The sequence below is a fragment of the Lujinxingia vulgaris genome, assembly GCF_007997005.1.
In the GTDB taxonomy this organism is placed as follows: domain Bacteria; phylum Myxococcota_A; class Bradymonadia; order Bradymonadales; family Bradymonadaceae; genus Lujinxingia.
The window spans coordinates 1-18,826 of the sequence record NZ_VOSL01000147.1; the positions used below are offsets into that span (position 1 = coordinate 1).

At 64.0% G+C, this 18,826-nt stretch carries 15 protein-coding genes; 12 read left to right on the forward strand and 3 right to left on the reverse strand.

Annotated features, from left to right (window positions below; all coding sequences use genetic code 11):
* Together FRC96_RS20700 and FRC96_RS20705 are read left to right on the forward strand one after the other, a co-directional pair.
* Positions 1–672: tetratricopeptide repeat protein (locus tag FRC96_RS20700; RefSeq protein ID WP_146977452.1), on the forward strand; the 672-nt coding region annotated here is incomplete at its 5' end.
* Positions 669–1,526: a class I SAM-dependent methyltransferase gene (locus FRC96_RS20705; protein ID WP_146977453.1), complete on the forward strand. Its 858-nt coding sequence runs from the start codon at positions 669–671 to the stop codon at positions 1,524–1,526. The genes FRC96_RS20700 and FRC96_RS20705, both read left to right, overlap by 4 nt.
* On the opposite strand, the gene FRC96_RS20710 is transcribed toward FRC96_RS20705, so the two are convergent.
* Both FRC96_RS20710 and ligA read right to left on the reverse strand, forming a co-directional pair.
* Entirely contained in the window at positions 1,520–2,794 is a 1,275-nt protein-coding gene (locus FRC96_RS20710) for a hybrid sensor histidine kinase/response regulator (protein WP_146977455.1), read from the reverse strand. The genes FRC96_RS20705 and FRC96_RS20710 overlap by 7 nt on opposite strands.
* 273 nt (positions 2,795–3,067) lie before the next feature.
* Complete coding sequence (gene ligA, locus FRC96_RS20715; protein WP_230470531.1) at positions 3,068–5,050, reverse strand: NAD-dependent DNA ligase LigA; 1,983 nt, start codon at positions 5,048–5,050, stop codon at positions 3,068–3,070.
* 357 nt (positions 5,051–5,407) lie between these two features.
* Between ligA and FRC96_RS20720 the strand changes: the two genes are divergently transcribed.
* The 7 genes from FRC96_RS20720 to FRC96_RS20750 all read left to right on the forward strand — a co-directional run bounded on the left by FRC96_RS20720 (position 5,408) and on the right by FRC96_RS20750 (position 11,927).
* Positions 5,408–5,899: an RrF2 family transcriptional regulator gene (locus FRC96_RS20720; RefSeq protein ID WP_230470532.1), complete on the forward strand. Its 492-nt coding sequence runs from the start codon at positions 5,408–5,410 to the stop codon at positions 5,897–5,899.
* A gap of 55 nt (positions 5,900–5,954) precedes the next feature.
* On the forward strand, positions 5,955–7,391 hold the full coding sequence (sufB, locus tag FRC96_RS20725; RefSeq protein ID WP_146977460.1) for a Fe-S cluster assembly protein SufB: 1,437 nt from the start codon (positions 5,955–5,957) through the stop codon (positions 7,389–7,391).
* A 106-nt stretch (positions 7,392–7,497) separates the two neighbouring features.
* Positions 7,498–8,256: a Fe-S cluster assembly ATPase SufC gene (gene sufC, locus FRC96_RS20730; protein ID WP_146977462.1), complete on the forward strand. Its 759-nt coding sequence runs from the start codon at positions 7,498–7,500 to the stop codon at positions 8,254–8,256.
* Positions 8,253–9,590: a Fe-S cluster assembly protein SufD gene (sufD, locus tag FRC96_RS20735; RefSeq protein WP_146977463.1), complete on the forward strand. Its 1,338-nt coding sequence runs from the start codon at positions 8,253–8,255 to the stop codon at positions 9,588–9,590. The genes sufC and sufD overlap by 4 nt, the downstream gene beginning before the upstream one ends.
* Before the next feature lie 46 nt (positions 9,591–9,636).
* Positions 9,637–10,881, forward strand: a complete 1,245-nt coding sequence (locus FRC96_RS20740) for a cysteine desulfurase (RefSeq protein WP_146977465.1) — start codon at positions 9,637–9,639, stop codon at positions 10,879–10,881.
* Positions 10,878–11,354, forward strand: a complete 477-nt coding sequence (gene sufU, locus FRC96_RS20745; RefSeq protein WP_146977466.1) for a Fe-S cluster assembly sulfur transfer protein SufU — start codon at positions 10,878–10,880, stop codon at positions 11,352–11,354. Before FRC96_RS20740 ends, sufU begins: the two co-directional genes overlap by 4 nt.
* Before the next feature lie 3 nt (positions 11,355–11,357).
* A complete protein-coding gene (locus tag FRC96_RS20750) occupies positions 11,358–11,927 on the forward strand; it encodes a NifU family protein (RefSeq protein WP_146977467.1) in 570 nt (189 codons plus the stop codon).
* Here FRC96_RS20750 and FRC96_RS20755 read toward each other — a convergent pair.
* Entirely contained in the window at positions 11,909–12,301 is a 393-nt protein-coding gene (locus FRC96_RS20755; protein ID WP_146977468.1) for a hypothetical protein, read from the reverse strand. The genes FRC96_RS20750 and FRC96_RS20755 overlap by 19 nt on opposite strands.
* A gap of 162 nt (positions 12,302–12,463) precedes the next feature.
* Between FRC96_RS20755 and icmF the strand changes: the two genes are divergently transcribed.
* From icmF to FRC96_RS20770, 3 genes are all read left to right on the forward strand, one after another.
* Positions 12,464–15,700 carry a fused isobutyryl-CoA mutase/GTPase IcmF gene (icmF, locus tag FRC96_RS20760; protein WP_146977469.1) on the forward strand — a complete coding sequence of 1,079 codons (3,237 nt, stop codon included), beginning with the start codon at positions 12,464–12,466 and terminating at the stop codon, positions 15,698–15,700.
* Between the two features lie 78 nt (positions 15,701–15,778).
* Positions 15,779–17,677, forward strand: a complete 1,899-nt coding sequence (locus tag FRC96_RS20765) for an ABC-F family ATP-binding cassette domain-containing protein (protein ID WP_146977470.1) — start codon at positions 15,779–15,781, stop codon at positions 17,675–17,677.
* Between the two features lie 320 nt (positions 17,678–17,997).
* Positions 17,998–18,801, forward strand: coding sequence for a hypothetical protein (locus FRC96_RS20770; RefSeq protein WP_146977471.1), 804 nt, complete (start codon positions 17,998–18,000; stop codon positions 18,799–18,801).
* Positions 18,802–18,826: the final 25 nt, after the last annotated feature.

The following is an 18,826-nucleotide window of genomic DNA, read 5'->3' on the forward strand; positions in this document are numbered from 1 at the left end:
GCTTGCGATGCCTACGCCCGCCTGGGCGACGCCTACGGCCAGGCACGCGCGCTCAACGCCCTCGGCGATGTCGCGCGCAAGGCCGGCGATGTCGAAGCCTCCCGCAGCGCGACCGTAGAGGCGATGACCCTCTTTGAGAGCGTTGGCAACATCAGCGGCGTCGCCGACTGCCTCAACGACCTCGCCGAGCGCAGCCGACTTCAGGGCAACGTCGAGCGCGCTCGAGAGCGCGCGGAGCAGGCCCTCAAACTCTACGAGGCGCTGGGCTCCAACGAGGCCAACCTCGTGCGCTTAAATCTCGCGTTGATCGCGCTCCAGAGCGGTGACGCCCTGCGCGCTTTGCATCTCTGCGCGCCCCTGGACGATGCCTTTGATCGCGCCGCCCAGGCCGCCCCCCGCGCCCAGGTGCTGGCTACAACGCTTGCCGCCCAGGCACACCTGGGGCGTTGGAACGAGGTCATGGCCACCCTTCAGACGCGTACGCCCACACTGCGCGGCACGTCCATGCAGATGTTCAACGTCCGGGAGCTTTTGCGCGAGACCATCGAGGTGGCGAGCGACGCTGGCGAGTCCGAAGTGGTCGCGGCGCTTCGAGGGTTGGTAGGGGCGCTCTCGGAAGATGCAGACGGGCTCTCCGCGGTGTCGAGCTGGGTGAGCGACGAGTCGTCATGAGCAGCATCGGCGACTATTACCAGGAGCTCGCGTCGGCCGCAGAGCCCGCGCAGCGCGCTGGCTGGCGACATCGGCTGGAGCAGTGGCTGCGCTTTGAGCTGGCAATCGCCGCGCTCCGACCGCACTCCGGCGACCACCTCGTTGATCTGGGATGCGGCCCGGCGGCTCTCGCCGCCTACCTGAAGCCTCTCCCGGTACGCTACACAGGCGTGGAGCGTCATCCGGCGCTGATAGAACAAGCCCGCCAGACCCTCGCCACCCTGCCGTCCGACATGAGTCTGCTTTACGCCGACCTCTTCGACGCGCACGTCGACGAGGCGGGCCCCTTTACGCTCGCTGTCGCCATCGGCGCGCTGGTCGACGGCCGCGCCTCCACCACCGAGCAGCGAGCGCAGCGCGCCCGCGCGCACGTGAGACGCGTACTGGAGTTGGCCGGGGAGGGCGCTGTGCTCTTTGTGCTCGACCAGGCCGCTTTAGACGCCGACCCGATCCGTGCCCTTGAGCCCGCATTGCTTGGAATCTACGGGCACGAACTTCGCGCCATCGCCCGAGAAACGGGGATGCCGATGATCCTCTCGCAACCCCTCGCAGGTGAGTGGATGATCCTGGCCGGCGAGCGTGCAGAAGGTTTCGATGCGCTTGCTGAGCGTGCCGGATGCGTCGAGCGGGTGCTCGAACGCTGGCGGCAGGCCGGCGGCCTCGACCCGGCCGACCACACCTGGCTGTGGTGGGTCGCCGGCGAACGCAACTGCGCCCTCGACACCTTCACCCGGGTGCCGCAGAGCCATCCCCGCCACGCCGTGCTCAAAGCACGCCTGAAGTTGATGAAAACGAAGGGCGATAAAGCTCAGTGAGGCGCGTGTTGCGCCAGCTGCCGCGTCTGCACGCTGCCGCGCAAGGTCTGCTGCTCCGGCCGCACCGGCAGATACACCGTGAAGAGCGAGCCGCGCCCCTCCTCACTGTCGACCTTGATGTAGCCCCCGTGCATCTCCGCAAAGCGTTTGGCGACGGCCAGCCCCAACCCGATGCCACGCTTGTTAAACTCGAACTGCCCCGAGGAGTGGTGCCCGGTGTTGAAGGTGCTGAAAAACACATCGAAGATCTGCGCGATGTCGTCATCGGAGATTCCCACACCGCTGTCGCGCACCGTCAGCGCCAGCACCTCCGGATCGTCGGACAGACCGATGTCCAGCGTAATGACCTGCTCGTCGTACGAGAACTTGATCGCGTTCATCAGCAGATTCAGGCACATGTCGTTGAGCTTGTCTTCGTCGGCCAGGATGCTCTGAGCCTCCGGCGCCACGATGGTCTCCAGACGCTGATGTCGCTTCTGCAAAAAAGGCTCCAGCTGATCCTGGAGCGAGTCCACAAACTTGCGCACGTCCACCCACTCCAGATCCAGCGCCTCGCCGGAGCCGTCATCCCCCAGCATCTTGAAGATGCGGTTGGAGATGTTCTTGAGCCGCACCGCGCTGGAGTCGATCCCGCTGAGCGCCTTTGAGGCGACCGAGGAGAGGTCATCGCCGAGCTCTTTGCGCAGCAAAAACGTGTAGCCAAACACGATCGCAATCGGCGTGTTCAGCTCGTGGCTGACGACTTCCATAAAGACGTTTTTGACCCGGTCGAGCAGCTTGAGCTCTTCGTTGGCCGCGCTCAAGAGCGCGTTCTGCTCCTCAAGCTGTTCATTGGCTTCGCGCAGCTGCGAGAGCAGCTCACGCCGCTCGCGCTGAGCGCGGTAGTACTCAAAGGCCTGCGCCACAAAGAGCCGCAGCTCCACCGGCTTCCACGGCTTGGAGATGTAGCGGTAGACGTGCCCCTCGTTGATCGCGTCGATCACATCCGAGATGTTCGAGTACCCGGTAAAGAGCACGCGTACGATCTCGGGATGTTCTTCGCGAAGCTCGGCCAGGAACTCAATGCCCGACATCTTGGGCATACGCTGGTCGGTCATCACCACCTGCACATCGTGCGCGGCGATGAGCTTGAGCGCTTCCTCCACCGACTGCGCGGTGAGCACGGTGTACTCTTTGCGAAAGAGGCGCGCGATCGCGTCGAGGATATCCGGCTCGTCGTCGACCACCAGAAAGGTCCCCCGAGACTGCGCACCCGTAAAGCTGGTCATAACATCACCCGTTGAGCGCTCGGACTCAGGGGGGCTGCCCCTGAGCGCGGTTGCCGCGCGCGGGTCGCAGGTTCAAGGCGACCGGGCTGCTGCGCCGCGGAACGTAGGTCAGTGTCGAAGTGAAGCGAAGACTAACAGATGCTCTCCCGGGGTAAAAGGTCTATTGAACACCCTCACACCACTTCTTGCTGCATGTCAGTACCTACTGTTTGGCAGGGTCTAAAAAGAGCAGGGTCGGGTCTGTAAAGAGAACAGCCCCGACCCCTCAAACATTTAGCCTTCGCCTTCCTCCAGAAGTTTCAGGAAGGTCGACTCACCAACAATCGCGATCTCACCGCCCTCAGCGTTGAACTTCTCCGCCTTCTTGAGCTTGCTCGATCGCCAGCCACCTTCAAAGCGCTCCATATCGGCATCCCCCATCACCAGGTAGTCCAGATCTTTGACCACCGAGGAGGGGCAGTCTCCGCCGCGCTTCTCCACCTCCGCCTGGGCGTCTTTGCGGGTCATCGACTCCATCGCCCCGGTAAAGAGCACGCGCTTTCCGGCCAGCGGCGAGCCCTCGACTGCCGGAGCCTCTCGCGGGGTGGGGAAGACCAGCGTGATGTGCTCGAGCAGGTCGTCGATGAGCTCGGCGTTCTCCTGCAACCCGCGGGTCACCGACGCGGCGATGACCTCCCCGATGGTATGCACCTCGGCGAACGCCTCCGCATCCACCGCGCGGATGTCGTCCATCGAGTCGTAGCGCTCGGCGAGTATGGCGCTGACGTGTTTGCCGAGCTCATGGATCCCTAAGGCCTGCAAGAACTTCTCGACCTCCACCTCTTTGCGGCCTTCGATGCGCTCGATGAGTTTGTTGGCCAGAATCTCCCCGACGCGATCCAGCCCCATGAGCTCCGAGGCGCTCAGCGTAAAGAGGTCCACCGGCGAGGTGACGAGCTCGGCGTCGTAGAGCTGTTCCAGGAGTTTGGGGCCAAAGCCTTTGATCTCCATGCGGCTCACAAAATGTTCGATCTGGCGGATCTTCGCCGCGCGGCAGTTCTCGCTGTGGTGAGCCATCAGCACGTCATTCTGGCGTTCGGTGGGCGCGCCGCACTCCGGGCACTCGCTCGGGATCACCACGGGCTCATCACCCGCTTCCAGCACCTGCTCCAGGTTGGGGATGACCCCGCCGCGGCGCATCATCAGCACCTTCGAACCCAGCGTCAGCCCCTCCTCGCCGCCGAGATGCTCCATGATCGCCAGGTTATGCAGGCTCACGCGGGTCACGGTCGCGCCGGAGAGCACCACCGGATCGACAATGCCCACCGGATTGATCGCCCCGGTGCGCGAGACGTTCCACACCACATCGCGCAGCACACTCTCGCCGGCGTCTCCCTGGAACTTATAGGCGATCGCCCAGCGCGGGTGGTGCGCGGTCGAGCCCAGGCGCTTCTGCTCTGCGATGCTGTTGGCTTTGTAGACCACCCCGTCGGTCTCGTAGCCCAGCTGACTGCGCCGTCTGGCGATGTCGTCGTAGGTCGCCTGAATGGCGTCGTTGTTGACCTGAAAGGTCTCCGGTGTCTCAAAGCCCAGGGCCTTGAGCCGCGCCATCTTCTCGGCCTCGCTCTCAAAGTCTTCGCCCAGAAGATCAAAGGCGAAGAATCGAAGCTCGTAGTCGGCGGTCTTCTCCGGATCTTTGAGCTTGAGCGCGCCGGCGGTCAGGTTTCGGGGGCTGGCGTAATCGTGTTTGAACTTCCGCTCAAAGACCTCCACCGGCATATACGCTTCGCCACGCACCTCGATGGAGGAGGCGTCGACCTCAAGCGGCAACTTCTTAATACGGCGGACCTGCTCGGTGATCACCTCCCCGACGGTGCCCGTGCCACGGGTGGCCGCAACGCTAAGCCGGCCCTGCGCGTCGTAGCGAAAGCACCCGGCGACCCCGTCGACCTTCGGCGTAACGACCACATCGCCCTCGAACTTCTCGTACCATTTGAGGAGCGTAGCTTCGTCGTAGGCCTTGTCCAGCGAGAGCATCGGCGGGTCATGGGTGAGTTTCTCAGCGTTGGGATCGATGGCGTCGACGTCGGCCCCCGCCGGTCCGATCTGGTTGAGCACCTCGCTACCGGGCGCTTTTCGGCGCAGCACCTCCACCAGGCGATCAAACGACTCGTCGCTGATCTCCGGGGCGTCATCCACCCAGTACTTCCGGTTGTGGTAACGCACCTGCTCTTCGAGCTCGTCAATCGAAAGGTCTTCCCAGGTCGGGGCGCTCATCGTCCTGCTCCGCGTCATATAATCTGCTGATCTGCGTTCGTTGCCATGCTGCCTTCAGGGGCATGGCCGGGAGTTATGGCGCGAGCCGGGCGTTTGCTCAAGGGCGAACCTCGCACCAGATGAGGCGTCGCACGCGCTTTTTCTTGAAAAGAAAGCGTCTGCGGAAAGAAAGCGGCCGACCCGGCCGTTACCTGCGTGAGAAAAGGCCCCGGCGGCGGGCGGCATCTTTAATTCATACAAAAGTGTATGGATTGTCCGAAAGCACCTTGAATGCGTACGTTTGAGTATGCTATCGAGCCGCCCGAAGCGTTCGGCGAGCTTCGTTGTTTTTTTCTGCTCCAGAGGACCGAGGTTTCGATGAAGATCACAGCGCTGGAAGAGTACGGGTTGCGCTGCATCCTCCGGGTGGCCGAACAGCCCCCCGGGGAGTCGATCTCCGCGCAGGCCGTCGCCGACCTGGAGGGGATGTCCTTGCCCTACACGCAGAAGATTTTGCGCACCCTGGCTCAGGGCGGCCTCATCGACTCGCGCCGCGGCGCCCAGGGCGGCTTTCTTCTGGCCGCGCCGGCTGAAAATCTCAGCCTGGGCGATGTCATCCGCGTGCTCGGCGGCCTCTTTGAGGTCGAAGACATCTGCGAACGCCATACCGGAGAGTTGGAGCGGTGCGCACGCGGCTGCGGATGCTCGATTCGGCCGGTCTGGTCGTACATCTCCAACTTTGTCATTGAGACCCTCGACGGGATCTCGTTGGCCACGCTCCTGGCAGACGAAGCCAGCGTGCGGCGCCACCTGAACCGTCAGCACCTTACGCACTCCGAGCGACCTGCGCCGCAGGGCTCGTCCCACTGAGCTTCAACACGCCGCAGGCTCGCTCCCCAGGCATCACCAACCCCGAGGTAAGACGATGAGTTCAAATATCGAGTCCATGCTGGATCGCCCCTATAAGTACGGGTTCGTCTCGGACATTGAGACCGAGACGATCCCCCCGGGGCTCAATGAAGACGTCATCCGTCTGATCTCGGCCAAGAAAAACGAGCCGGAGTTCATGCTGGAGTTCCGCCTCAAAGCCTACCGGCACTGGCTCACCCTGGAGGAGCCGGAGTGGGCCAACGTCCACTATCAGAAGCCGAACTTCGACGACATCATCTACTACGCGGCCCCCAAGCAGAAAGAGAAGAAGGCCAGCCTCGATGAGGTCGACCCCGACATCCTCGAAGTCTACGAGAAGCTCGGCATCCCGCTTCACGAACAGAAGATGCTTCAGAACGTCGCCGTCGACGCCGTCTTCGACTCGGTCTCGGTGGCCACGACCTTCAAGAAGCGTCTGAGCGAGGCGGGCGTCATCTTCTGCTCCTTCTCCGAGGCGGTGCAGGAGCATCCCGAGCTGATCAAAAAGTACCTCGGCTCGGTCGTGCCTTATACCGACAACTTCTACGCGGCGCTCAACTCGGCGGTCTTCACCGACGGCTCCTTTGTGTTCATCCCCAAAGGGGTCAAGTGCCCCATGGAGCTCTCGACCTACTTCCGCATCAACACCCAGAACACCGGGCAGTTTGAGCGCACGCTGATCGTCTGCGAAGACGGCGGCCACGTCAGCTACCTGGAGGGGTGCACCGCGCCGCAGTTCGATACCAACCAGCTGCACGCGGCTGTCGTCGAGCTGGTCGCCCTGGACGACGCCGAGATCAAATACTCGACCGTCCAGAACTGGTTCGCCGGCGACGAGGAAGGCAAGGGCGGCATCTACAACTTTGTGACCAAGCGCGGGCTCTGCGCCGGCCGCCGCTCCAAGATCTCCTGGACCCAGGTGGAGACCGGCTCGGCCATCACCTGGAAGTACCCCTCCTGCATCCTGAAGGGCGACGAGTCCATCGGTGAGTTCTATTCGGTGGCGCTGACCAACAACATGCAGCAGGCCGATACCGGTACGAAGATGGTGCACATCGGCAAAAATACCCGCTCCACCATCATCTCCAAGGGCATCTCGGCGGGTCGCTCGCAGAACAGCTACCGCGGCCTCGTCAAGATCGCCCCCGGTGCCGACGGCGCGCGCAACTACTCCGAATGTGACTCCATGCTCATCGGCGACCGCTGCGGCGCGCACACCTTCCCCTACATCGACGTGCGCAACCCCACCGGCAAAGTGGAGCACGAGGCCTCGACCTCGCGCATCGGCGAAGATCAGATCTTCTACTTCCAGCAGCGCGGCATCGAGATGGAAGACGCCATCTCGATGATCATTAACGGCTTCTGCAAAGACGTCTTCCAGGAACTCCCGATGGAGTTCGCCGTCGAAGCCCAGAAGCTGCTTGGCATCAAACTCGAAGGTTCGGTGGGTTAAGCCCCCTGACAGATATCACCGGGTCGGCCCCGTGGCCGCCCGCCCGACGTACAAACGCGACGAGCGCGTCGCCCTTTGACCGCGCTCTAAAATCGAAGGACGCATTATGCTACTGCAAGTCAAAGATCTACGCGCCACGGTTGGCGAGGAGACGATCCTTAAAGGTGTCAACCTCACGGTAAATCCCGGGGAGGTGCATGCGATTATGGGCCCCAACGGCAGCGGTAAGAGCACGCTGACCAAAGTCCTCGCAGGCCACCCCTCTTACGAAGTTGCCGGCGGCGAAGTCACCTTTGAGGGCAACGACCTCTTTGAGCTTGAGGCCGATGAGCGCGCCCGCGCCGGACTTTTCCTGGCCTTCCAGTACCCGGTCGAAGTCCCCGGCGTCTCCAACGCGGCCTTCCTTCGCCAGGCCTACAACGCCAAACAAATCGCCAACGGCCTCGACGAGCTCGACCCGCTGGAGTTTGACGACTACGTCCGCGAGCGCATGAAGCTCGTTGAGATGGATCCGGCCTTCCTCAACCGCAGCGTCAACGTCGGCTTCTCCGGCGGTGAGAAAAAGCGCAACGAAATTCTGCAGATGGCGGTGCTTAATCCGCGCGTCGCGCTCCTCGATGAGACCGACAGCGGGCTCGACATCGACGCGCTGCGCGTCGTGGCCAACGGCATCAACGCCCTCTCCAACGAAGGTAACGCCGTGGTGCTCGTCACCCACTACCAGCGCCTTCTCAACTACGTGCAGCCCGACTTTGTGCACGTGATGGCCGGCGGTCGCCTGGTCAAGTCCGGCGGCAAGGAGCTCGCCCTCGAGCTCGAAGAGCGTGGCTACGACTGGATCCTGGAAGAGCAAGGAGCGGCATGAGCGCGTTGAAGAACACCCCGGAGCAGCACCCCTTCATCGGTGAGTCGCTCGCTCAGCCCGGCCCCCTGGCAGACCAGGGGCTCCCGGGCTGGTGGGCAGCGCTGCGCACCGAATCGCTCGGTCGCATCACCTCCATCGACGTGCCGACCTCTCGTCACGAGGAATGGCGCTTTATCAAGCCGGCCACCATCTTCGACACCGAGTTCATCTCTCCCGACGACGTCAACGTCGATCCGGGTGATGAGGCCATCGACGCCCTCAGACTCGCCGAAGATTGCGCCGCGACGCTCGTTTACATCAACGGGCGTTTTGATAGCGCGCGTTCATCGACCGCGGAGCTTCCCGAAGGCGTCGTCATCGCCGACTGGAGCCAGGTCCTCGATCACGATCAGGTCGACACCCTGGCCGAGTACGTCGGCACCAACGACTACTTCAACAACGACGTCTTCTACGAGGTCAACACCGCCCAGTTCGGTCACGGTGCGGTCATCCTCGTGCCGCGCGGAAAGGTCGTTGAGAAGCCCATTCACCTCCTCTTCCTCACCACCGGTGAGAAGGGCGCGGTGCACGCCAACCCCCGCAACCTCATCGTCGCCGGTGAGAGCGCTGAGCTCACCGTGGTGGAGGAGTACCGCGGGGCTGGCGAGGGCGCCTACCTCAACAACGTCGTCGACGAGGTCATCGTCGGGGCCAACGCGGACGTCAAGCACTTCAAAGTGCAGCGCGAATCCACCGACGCCTTCCACGTCGCCCGAAACCTGGTGACCCTCTCTCAGGATGCCCGCTACATCTCGACGGCCATCACCCTGGGGGCGGCGCTCTCCCGCAACGACTCCTACGCGCGCTACGTCGGTCAGAACATCGACTGCACCCTCGACGGGCTCGCGTTGGTGCGCGGCAAGCAGGTCGCCGACACCCACACCGCCATCGACCACGCGCTGCCCAACTCGCGCAGCTACCAGCTGCACAAGACCATCGTCGATGATCGGGCCCACACGGTGTTCAACGGTAAGATTTTTGTCCGCCAGGACGCACAGAACACCCGCTCCGAGCAGCTCAACCAGAACCTCATCCTTTCGGCTCGGGGTCACGTCGACACCAAGCCCCAGCTTGAGATTCTGGCCGACGATGTCGTCTGCTCGCACGGCGCCACCGTCGGGCAGCTCGAAGACGAGCAGCTCTTCTACCTGCAGAGCCGCGGCATCGATGAGGCGCAGGCGCGCAACTTGCTGACCTTCGCCTTCGCCGCCGAAGTCATTGAGACCATCACGGTCGCCTCGGTACGCGAATCGCTGGCCGACGCCGTGATCGCCTCCACCGACACCGGGCTTTAAGCAGCACACGGGCCCGGGCTCAAAGCCCGGGCCTAACGAGGTTCAGATGTCCGCACAACCCACCGCCCTCAACCGCTCCTGGGAGGAGGTCCGCGCCGACTTCCCCATCCTGGCGCAGTCGATCAACGGCCACCCGCTGGCCTACCTCGACACCGCCGCCTCCGCCCAGATGCCGCAGCAGGTCATCGACCGGCTGGTCTGGTACCACAGCACGCTGCACTCCAACGTGCATCGGGGCGTCCACACCTTGAGCCAGCGTGCTACGCAAGCCTTTGAAGACGTGCGCCTCAAGGTCCAGCAGCTGCTCAACGCGCCTTCGCTCAAAGAGTGCATCTTTACCGGCGGCACCACCGACGCCATCAACCTGGTGGCGCACAGCTTCGGTAAGGCCTTCTTGAAGCAAGGCGACCGCGTGCTCCTCTCGGCTCTGGAGCACCACGCCAACATCGTGCCCTGGCAGCGCATCTGTGAGGAGGTTGGCGCCTTTATTGACGTCATCCCCATCAACGACCGCGGTGAGCTTCTGCTCGACGATCTCGACGAGCTCCTGACGGATCGCACCCGCATCGTCGGCGTCAACCACGTCTCCAACGCTCTGGGCACCGTCAACCCCATCGAAGAGATCATCGCTCGCGCGCACGCTCGCGATATCCCCGTGCTCATCGACGGCGCCCAGGCCGTGGCCCACATGCAGGTTGACGTGCAGGCGCTCGACGCCGACTTCTACGCCTTCTCCTCCCATAAGCTCTGCGGCCCCACCGGCATCGGTGTCCTCTACGGCAAGGAGCGCTGGCTTGAGAAGATGCCGCCTTACCGAAGCGGTGGCGATATGATCCTGAACGTGAGCTGGGAGGGCACCACCTACAACGGGCTCCCCCATAAGTTCGAGGCGGGCACCCCTTCCATCGCCGCCGGCGTGGGCATGGGCGCGGCCATCGACTACCTTCAGGAGCTGGGCTTTGAGCGCATCGCCGCGCGCGAGGCCGAACTGCTGGCGAAGGCCACCGAGCGCCTCGGCGCCATCCCCGGCGTGCGCCTCATCGGCACCGCCGAACACAAGGCCTCCGTCCTCTCCTTCGACATTGAAGGCGTCCATCCCCACGACATCGGCTCCATCCTCGACAGCGAAGGCGTCGCCATCCGCGCCGGCCACCACTGCGCCCAGCCCGTCATGACGCGCCTGGGCGTGCCGGCCACCGCCCGCGCCTCTTTCGCATTCTACAACGACGACCAGGACATCGACCGCCTCGTCGCCGGCATCCACTCGGTCAAGGAGATCTTCGGCGTATGAGTGATATGCGCGCGCTCTACCAGGAGGTGATCCTGGATCATAATCGCAAGCCTCGTAACTTCGGTCCCCTCGAAGGCGCCAACCGCGTCGCCCAGGGCACCAACCCCCTCTGCGGGGATAACTACACCATCTACGCCCGCGTGAACGACGATAACATCGTCGAAGCCGTCAGCTTTGAGGGCAGCGGCTGCGCCATCTCCAAAGCTGCCGCCTCGATGATGACCACCCGCATCAAGGGCAAAAAGGTCGAGTCGGCCGAGCAACTCATCGAGGAGTTCCGGGCGATGCTCACCGGCGAACTCGATCTTCAGGGCGACCACAGCCTCGGCCACCTTACGGTCTTCGAAGGGGTGGCCCAGCTTCCCCAGCGGGTCAAATGCGCCGTGCTCCCCTGGCACGCCATGCACGCCGCCCTCGAAGGCGACGACGAGACCTCCACCGAGGGCGACTCGGACATCTGGAGCAAGGAGTAACCCATGAAAATCGCCGAGATCGAGCCCACCCCAAACCCCAACGCCATGAAGTTCGTCCTCACCGAGGCCATCACCCACGGCTTCGTGACCCGCTCCTTCGAGGACTTCAACCAGGCGTCGACCGTTCCCCTGGCCAAAGCGATCTTCGAGATCGACCACGTCATCAGCGTCTACTTCGCCGACCGCTGGATCACGGTCACCCAGGATGGCGGCGCCGAGTGGTCGCAACTCCTGCGCGCCGTGGCCGAGCCCATCCGCGCCGCCAGCTTCGCCGACGCTAACCCCGAGGGTGGCCTCTCGGTCAGCGGCGACGACACCGACGACTCTGACCTCCCGGGCATGGACGACCCCCGCATCCCGCTTATCCGCGAGACCATCGACGAGCACATCATGCCCTTCCTCGCCGGCGACGGCGGCGGTCTCAAGATCATGGGCCTGGTCGATAACCAGCTCCTGGTGCGCTACGAGGGCGCCTGCGGAACCTGCCCTGCCTCCATGACCGGAACCCTGCTGGCCATTGAGAACCTCCTGCAGGTTGAGGTCGATCCGGAGCTCTACGTCGCTACGGTCTGAGCGTTCTTCAGGCGCCGGTACCAGGTGAGCCACAGCGTGTTAAACCCGGCGAAGATCGCAAAGAAGGCCCACCCCATCGCCGGCGCCCCTTGAAGCATCGACACGAAGATGCCAACGCAGGCGCTGGCCGACCACAGCACCTTCAACCGAAGCATCGTCAGGTACGACGACGCTGAACGGTCGCGACCCAACCAGGACTCCACGCCGATACCGATCAACGCTGCCCCGACGAGGCGAGCGCTGATCGGGTCGACGCTGTCCCATCCCAGGGCGGTCAAAAAGGCGACGGGTGCCACCATCAGGGGCACCGCAAAGATCACGTCGGCCACAAAATGCACAATGAACCAACGTCGAAGGGCGTCTGGGACGGGCATCGATGCCTCGGGGAACGTGGAGACGAGGGGACCGCTACATCCTCGCTCCGGGGGCTTGTCAACAGGGGGCGCCATTTGCTTAAGTGCCCCCATCATACTTCAAGCCGGGCGCTCACGGCGAGCGAGCCCGGACCTCCAGACCCAGAACATACGGATGAGCCTATGAGCGTCCACGCCCTCGCACCCGACACGGTCAACACCCCCATCTCTCTGACCCACGCCGTGCGTTTTGTGACCGCCGCCAGCCTCTTCGATGGCCACGACGCCGCCATCAACGTCATGCGCCGCATCCTCCAGGCCTCCGGCGCCGAGGTGATTCACCTGGGTCACAATCGCTCCGTCAACGAGATCGTCAACGCCGCCATCGCCGAAGACGCCCAGGGCATCGCCATCAGCAGCTACCAGGGCGGACATGTCGAATTTTTCAAATACATGGTCGACCTGCTGAAAGAGCGGGGCGCCTCCCACATCAAGGTCTTTGGCGGCGGGGGCGGGGTGATCGTCCCCGAGGAGATCGCCGAGCTCGAAGCCTACGGTGTTCAGAAGATCTTCAGCCCGGAAGACGGCCGCCGCCTCGGCCTCCAGGGCATGATCAACCACATGCTCGAACTCACCGACTACGATCCGGTCGCCCGCGTCGGCGTCGCCGAGCCCTCCGAGGTCCTCGCCGCTCGCCCCGGCGCCCTGGCGCGCGCGATCACCATGGCGGAGCAGGGCCGCCTTGGCGAACTCAGCCTCCCGGCCCCCCAGACCGCAGCGCCGGTCCTCGGCATCACCGGCACCGGCGGGGCAGGGAAGAGCAGCCTCACTGACGAGCTCATCCGCCGCTTCCTCATGGACTTCGACGACCGACGCATCGCGCTCATCTGCGTCGACCCCTCCCGCAAGAAGACCGGCGGGGCGCTGCTCGGCGACCGCATCCGCATGAACGCCATCGACGACGACCGCGTCTACATGCGCTCGCTGGCCACCCGCGGCTCCAAGGGCGAAGTCTCCGACGCCCTCGCGGACGCCCTCACGGTCGTTCAGGCCGCCGGCTTCGATCTTGTCATCGTGGAGACAAGCGGCATCGGTCAGGGGGACGCCGACATCGTCGACTACGCTGACTGCTCCCTCTACGTGATGACCAGCGAGTTTGGTGCACACACCCAGCTCGAGAAGATCGGCATGCTCGACTACGCCGACTTCGTCGCCATCAACAAGTTCGAGAAGGCTGGCAGCGAAGACGCCCTGCGCGCTGTCCGCAAGCAGCTGCGTCGCAACCGTCAGATCTCCTACGACATCCCCGATGAAGAGGTCCCCGTCTTCGGCACCATCGCCAGCCAGTTCGGCGACACCGGCGTCAGCGCCCTCTACCACGCCCTGGCCACCCGCTTCTTCGGCAGCTTCGACTCCCGCTGGAGCTTCGACGGCCCCGTCAGCCAGAAGACCCACACGATCATCCCCGCCGACCGCACCCGCTACCTGGCCGATATCGCCAACACCTGCCGCGGCTACCGCGCCTGGGCCGAGCAGCAGGCCGATGTCGCCACCAAACTCTACCAGCTCGACGGCGCCGCAAAGCTCCTGGGCGAAGACAACGCCGAGGCCCTCCACGCCCGCCGCGATGAGCTCGAAGATCGCCTCGACCGCCGCACCCAAAAACTCCTCGACGGCTGGGATGACCTCAAAGCGCGCTACGCCGGCGACCACTTCGAAGTTCAGATTCGGGACAAGGTCCGCCGCTTCGAGCTAACCTCCACCTCCCTCTCCGGCTCCAAGATCCGCCGCGTCTCCCTGCCGCGCTTCCAGGACTGGGGCGACATCGTCCGCTGGCAGCTCCTTGAGAACGTCCCCGGGGAGTTTCCCTTCACCGCCGGCGTCTTCAACTTCAAACGCCGCGACGAAGAGCCCAAGCGCATGTTCGCGGGCGAAGGCACCCCCGAGCGCACCAACAAACGTTTCCACTACCTCTGCGAGGGGGAGCCCGCCAACCGCCTCTCGACGGCCTTCGATTCGGTGACCCTCTATGGCGAAGACCCCGACCTTCGCCCCGACATCTACGGGAAAGTCGGAAACTCCGGCGTCAGCGTCTGCACCCTCGACGACATGAAGCGCCTCTACGACGGCTTCGACCTCTGCGCCCCCAACACCAGCGTCTCGATGACCATCAACGGTCCGGCGCCCATCATCCTGGCGATGTTCCTCAACACCGCCATTGACCAGCAGGTCGACGCCTTCACCTCGCGCGAGGGCAGGGCGCCCTCCGACGCCGAGCGCGACGACATCGCCGAGAACGCCCTCCAGGTCGTCCGCGGCACCGTCCAGGCCGACATCCTCAAGGAAGACCAGGCCCAGAACACCTGCATCTTCTCCACCGAGTTCGCCCTGAAGATGATGGGCGACATCCAGGAGTACTTCGTCGACCACAGGGTCCGAAATTATTACTCCGTCTCCATCAGCGGCTACCACATCGCCGAGGCCGGCGCGAACCCCATCAGCCAGCTCGCCTTCACCCTGGCCAACGGCTTCACCTTCGTCGAATATTACCTCGCCAGGGGCATGAACATCGACGACTTCGCCCCTAACCTCTCCTTCTTCTTCTCCAACGGCATGGACCCCGAGTACACCGTGCTCGGCCGCGTTGCCCGCCGCATCTGGGCCGTCGCCATGCGCGAGCGCTACGGCGCCAATGAGCGCTCCCAGAAGCTCAAGTACCACATCCAGACCTCCGGCCGCTCCCTGCACGCCCAGGAGATCCAGTTTAACGACATCCGCACCACCCTCCAGGCGCTCCTGGCCCTCTTCGACAACTGCAACAGCCTCCACACCAACGCCTTTGACGAAGCCATCACCACCCCCACCGAGGCCAGCGTCCGCCGCGCCATGGCCATCCAGATGATCATTAACCGCGAGTTCGGCCTCTCCATGAACGAGAACCCCTGGCAGGGCTCCTTTGTCATCGACGAACTCACTGATCTCGTCGAAGAAGCCGTCCTCCAGGAGTTCGAGGCCATCAGCCGCCGCGGTGGTGTCCTCGGCGCCATGGAGACCCAGTACCAGCGCTCCAAAATCCAGGATGAGTCCATCCACTACGAACTCAAGAAGCACTCCGGCGAACTCCCTATCATTGGCGTCAACACCTTCATCGCACCTGAAGGTATCGACGACAGCGATGGCACCACACTCGAGCTGATCCGCTCCACCACCGAAGAGAAACAAACCCAGCTCGACAACCTCGCCAGCTTCAAGTCCGACCACGACGCCCGGACCGACGCCGCCCTCCAACGCCTCAAAGAGGTCGCGCTCAGCGACGGCAACATCTTCGATGAGCTTATGCGCACCGTCCGCGTCGCAAGCCTCGGGCAGATCACCCGCGCCCTCTACGAGGTCGGCGGGCAATACCGACGCTCGATGTAACCCCCATTCGGTACCCGCCTCTCCACACCCACGCGCTCCCCCTTACTCCTCCCCCCGCCAGGGGGGATCTGAGGCTCTATGGTCGTCATCTCTGTGGACTCCGTCGCAAAATCCTTCGGCGACCGCACCCTCTTTAAAGACGTCAGCTTTGGCCTGGGCGCAGACGATCGCGTCGGCCTCCTCGGCGTCAACGGCGCCGGCAAGACCACCCTCCTTCGTATCCTCCTCGGCCTCGAGCCCCCCGACGAAGGCAAGGTCACCCACGCCCGCCAGGCCCGCATCGAATACCTCCCCCAGGAACCCGATCTCGATCCCGAACGCACCGCGCTGGAGACCGTCATCGCCGATGGACCCCAGGCCTTCCGCGTCGTCGAGGCCTACGAGGCCGCCTGCCGCGCACTCGCCACCAACCCTGAGGACAACGACCTCATCATGCGCGTCGCCGAGCTCGGCGAAGAGATGGACCGCGTCGGCGGCTGGACCCTGGAGAACGAGGCCAAAACCATCCTCTCCCAGCTCGGCATCCTCAACCACGACCAGCCCGTCGGTCAGATGAGCGGTGGCCAGCAAAAACGCGTCGCCATGGCCCGCTCCCTCGTCCGCCCCAGCGACCTCCTCATCCTCGATGAGCCCACAAACCACCTCGACATCGAGACGGTCGCCTGGCTCGAAGACTACCTGGCCTCCCGGAGCACCGGCCTCCTGCTCATCACCCACGACCGTTACTTCCTCGACCGTGTCGCCAACGTCATCCTCGAGCTGGCAGACCACACCGTCTACCGCCACGCCGGCAACTACTCCGCCTTCCTCGAAGCTCGCGCACACCGCGAAGAGCTCAAACAGATCGCCGAGTCCAAGCGCGCTCAGCTCGCCAAAAAGGAACTCGCCTGGCTGCGTCGAGGCCCCAAAGCCCGCACCACCAAAAGTAAATCCCGCATCCAGCGCGCCCACGCCCTCATCGACGGCGCCGTCAACCTCGACGAGCAGAAGGTCGAGATCGACACCGTCGAGAGTCGCCTCGGCAAAAAGATCATCCGCCTCGACCACGTCTCCCACGCCTACGAAGGTCGCACCATCCTCAACGACGTCTCCTACACCGTCGACCGCCGCGACCGCCTCGGCATCGTCGGTCCCAACGGTGCCGGAAAATCGACCCTCCTCAACATCATCGCCAACCGCCTCACCCCCGACCAGGGCGTCGTCGATATCGGTGAAACCGTCGTCATCGGCTACTTCGACCAGCAGGCCGAAGGCCTCGATCCCGACATGCGTGTCCACGACTACATCACCGAGGTCGCACACCGCATCCCCACCTCCGATGGCTTCCTCACCGCCTCCCAGATGCTCGACCTCTTCCTCTTCGACCGCGACAAACAGTGGACCTACATCCACAAACTCTCCGGAGGTGAGCGCCGACGCCTCTACCTCCTCCGCATCCTCATGCGTCAGCCTAACGTCCTCCTCCTCGACGAGCCCACCAACGACCTCGACGTCGACACCCTCACCGTCCTCGAAGACTACCTCGACAGCTTCGAAGGCGCCGTCATCACCGTCAGCCACGACCGCTACTTCCTCGACCGAACCTGCGAACACCTCCTCACCTTCAAAGAGAACGGTCACGTCGAAGAGGTCCCCGGCAACTACGCCTTCCTCGAAGAGCGTCGCGCCCTGCAGGCCCGAGCAGAGCGTCAGGAGGCTGCCGCTCGCGCCGAGGCCGAGCGCACGACCTCCCCCGAGCCGGCCGCCCCTAATCCCGACGCCCCCCGCAAACTCTCCTACAAAGAGCGCCGCGAGCTCGAAGCCCTCGAGCCTCGCATCGCTGAGATCGAAGCGCGTCTCGAAGCCATCGACCAGGCCATGGTCGCATCTGCCACCGACTACGAAGCCGTCGCCGCACTCGACGAAGAAAAGACCACACTCAGCGCAGAACTTGAGGCCGCCCTGGAGCGCTGGATGGAGCTCTCCGAACTCGCCTGACCCCACCGATGGCGGCCCGATCATGGCCTGCTACCAAACCCACACGCCCCCGTTCTCGAAAAATCGACTTGACCCTGGCCACCCCGCGCCCAGACTCCCCCCACTTCATATGCGATGTGTCGGGGCGGTGACGCGTGGCCACCTTCCCCGTCTTCAGGTCGAAGCCCCTCGCCGGGCGTTGGCGTCGCACATCTCCGTCGCAAGCTCTCAGCCTTGCGATGCCGTCGGGGACCCTCAACGCACCCCGGGCATGCCGTCGACCATGCCCTCGCCGCGCTGACCCTGAGCCTACCTTCGGCTCCCCTCCCGACGGAGACACTATGTTTGAAACCACCTGGAGTTCGCTCAACCTCTACCAGCAGCCCAACGGCAGCATGGCCTTCTGCCTCTCCGACATCGCTGAGAAAGCCTGCGACGCCGGCCTCGACGAGGTCTGCTCCCGCACTGAGATCGCCATCGAAGCCTGCGCACGCTCCCAGCTCCTCGACGACCAATGGGCCAACTCCGGTCAAACCGGACTGCCCTCGCGAGCCGAAGCCGTCAAAACCAGCGCCCTCATCGCCCGCACCCTCTCCCAGATCCATGATATCTGCGATACCTTCGGCGCCCAACACCGCGAGACGCCCCGCAAGCTCGCTGCCATCGAGGTGCTCCAGGTCGCCTTCCCCCGAGGCGTACGCCCCGTGGTCTCCTCCCGTATGGAGGAGCAGCTCGCCGCCTACGACCTCCTCACCCGCCGCCTCCAGCGCGACCTCCACGTTCAGGTCGTCGATGTCGGCATCGTGGACCTGGTCGCCGACCTCGTCACCTACAAGAACGACTTCGCACGCCAGCTCGTGGTCCATGATGACGTCCTCTCCTTTGAGCGCGTCAAAGGCGCGCGCCACGCCGCACGCGAAGCGTACGCCAACGTCATCGTCCAGATCCTCGCCAGCACCTTCGAGCAGCCCGAGCTCCGCGCTGACCTGCTCGCGTCCATCCGCGACCAGCAGGCCCGTATCGCCCTCCACCACCGCCGCCGCGGCAAAAACAACAGCCCCGATGATCACGACATCGACATCATCGACCTCCCCACCAAACCGGACGATGACGCCGACCTCCCCAAGCCTCCTGACGCCGAATAAAGGCTCACATCATCGCATCTGCGCG

Bases quoted from the DNA above. Each gene is read 5' to 3' on its own strand.
- FRC96_RS20705 (WP_146977453.1), top strand. From the start codon at position 669: ATGAGCAGCATCGGCGACTATTACCAGGAGCTCGCGTCGGCCGCAGAG.
- FRC96_RS20710 (WP_146977455.1), bottom strand. From the start codon at position 2,794: ATGACCAGCTTTACGGGTGCGCAGTCTCGGGGGACCTTTCTGGTGGTC.
- ligA (WP_230470531.1), bottom strand. From the start codon at position 5,050: ATGAGCGCCCCGACCTGGGAAGACCTTTCGATTGACGAGCTCGAAGAG.
- FRC96_RS20720 (WP_230470532.1), top strand. From the start codon at position 5,408: ATGAAGATCACAGCGCTGGAAGAGTACGGGTTGCGCTGCATCCTCCGG.
- sufB (WP_146977460.1), top strand. From the start codon at position 5,955: ATGAGTTCAAATATCGAGTCCATGCTGGATCGCCCCTATAAGTACGGG.
- sufC (WP_146977462.1), top strand. From the start codon at position 7,498: ATGCTACTGCAAGTCAAAGATCTACGCGCCACGGTTGGCGAGGAGACG.
- sufD (WP_146977463.1), top strand. From the start codon at position 8,253: ATGAGCGCGTTGAAGAACACCCCGGAGCAGCACCCCTTCATCGGTGAG.
- FRC96_RS20740 (WP_146977465.1), top strand. From the start codon at position 9,637: ATGTCCGCACAACCCACCGCCCTCAACCGCTCCTGGGAGGAGGTCCGC.
- sufU (WP_146977466.1), top strand. From the start codon at position 10,878: ATGAGTGATATGCGCGCGCTCTACCAGGAGGTGATCCTGGATCATAAT.
- FRC96_RS20750 (WP_146977467.1), top strand. From the start codon at position 11,358: ATGAAAATCGCCGAGATCGAGCCCACCCCAAACCCCAACGCCATGAAG.
- FRC96_RS20755 (WP_146977468.1), bottom strand. From the start codon at position 12,301: ATGCCCGTCCCAGACGCCCTTCGACGTTGGTTCATTGTGCATTTTGTG.
- icmF (WP_146977469.1), top strand. From the start codon at position 12,464: ATGAGCGTCCACGCCCTCGCACCCGACACGGTCAACACCCCCATCTCT.
- FRC96_RS20765 (WP_146977470.1), top strand. From the start codon at position 15,779: ATGGTCGTCATCTCTGTGGACTCCGTCGCAAAATCCTTCGGCGACCGC.
- FRC96_RS20770 (WP_146977471.1), top strand. From the start codon at position 17,998: ATGTTTGAAACCACCTGGAGTTCGCTCAACCTCTACCAGCAGCCCAAC.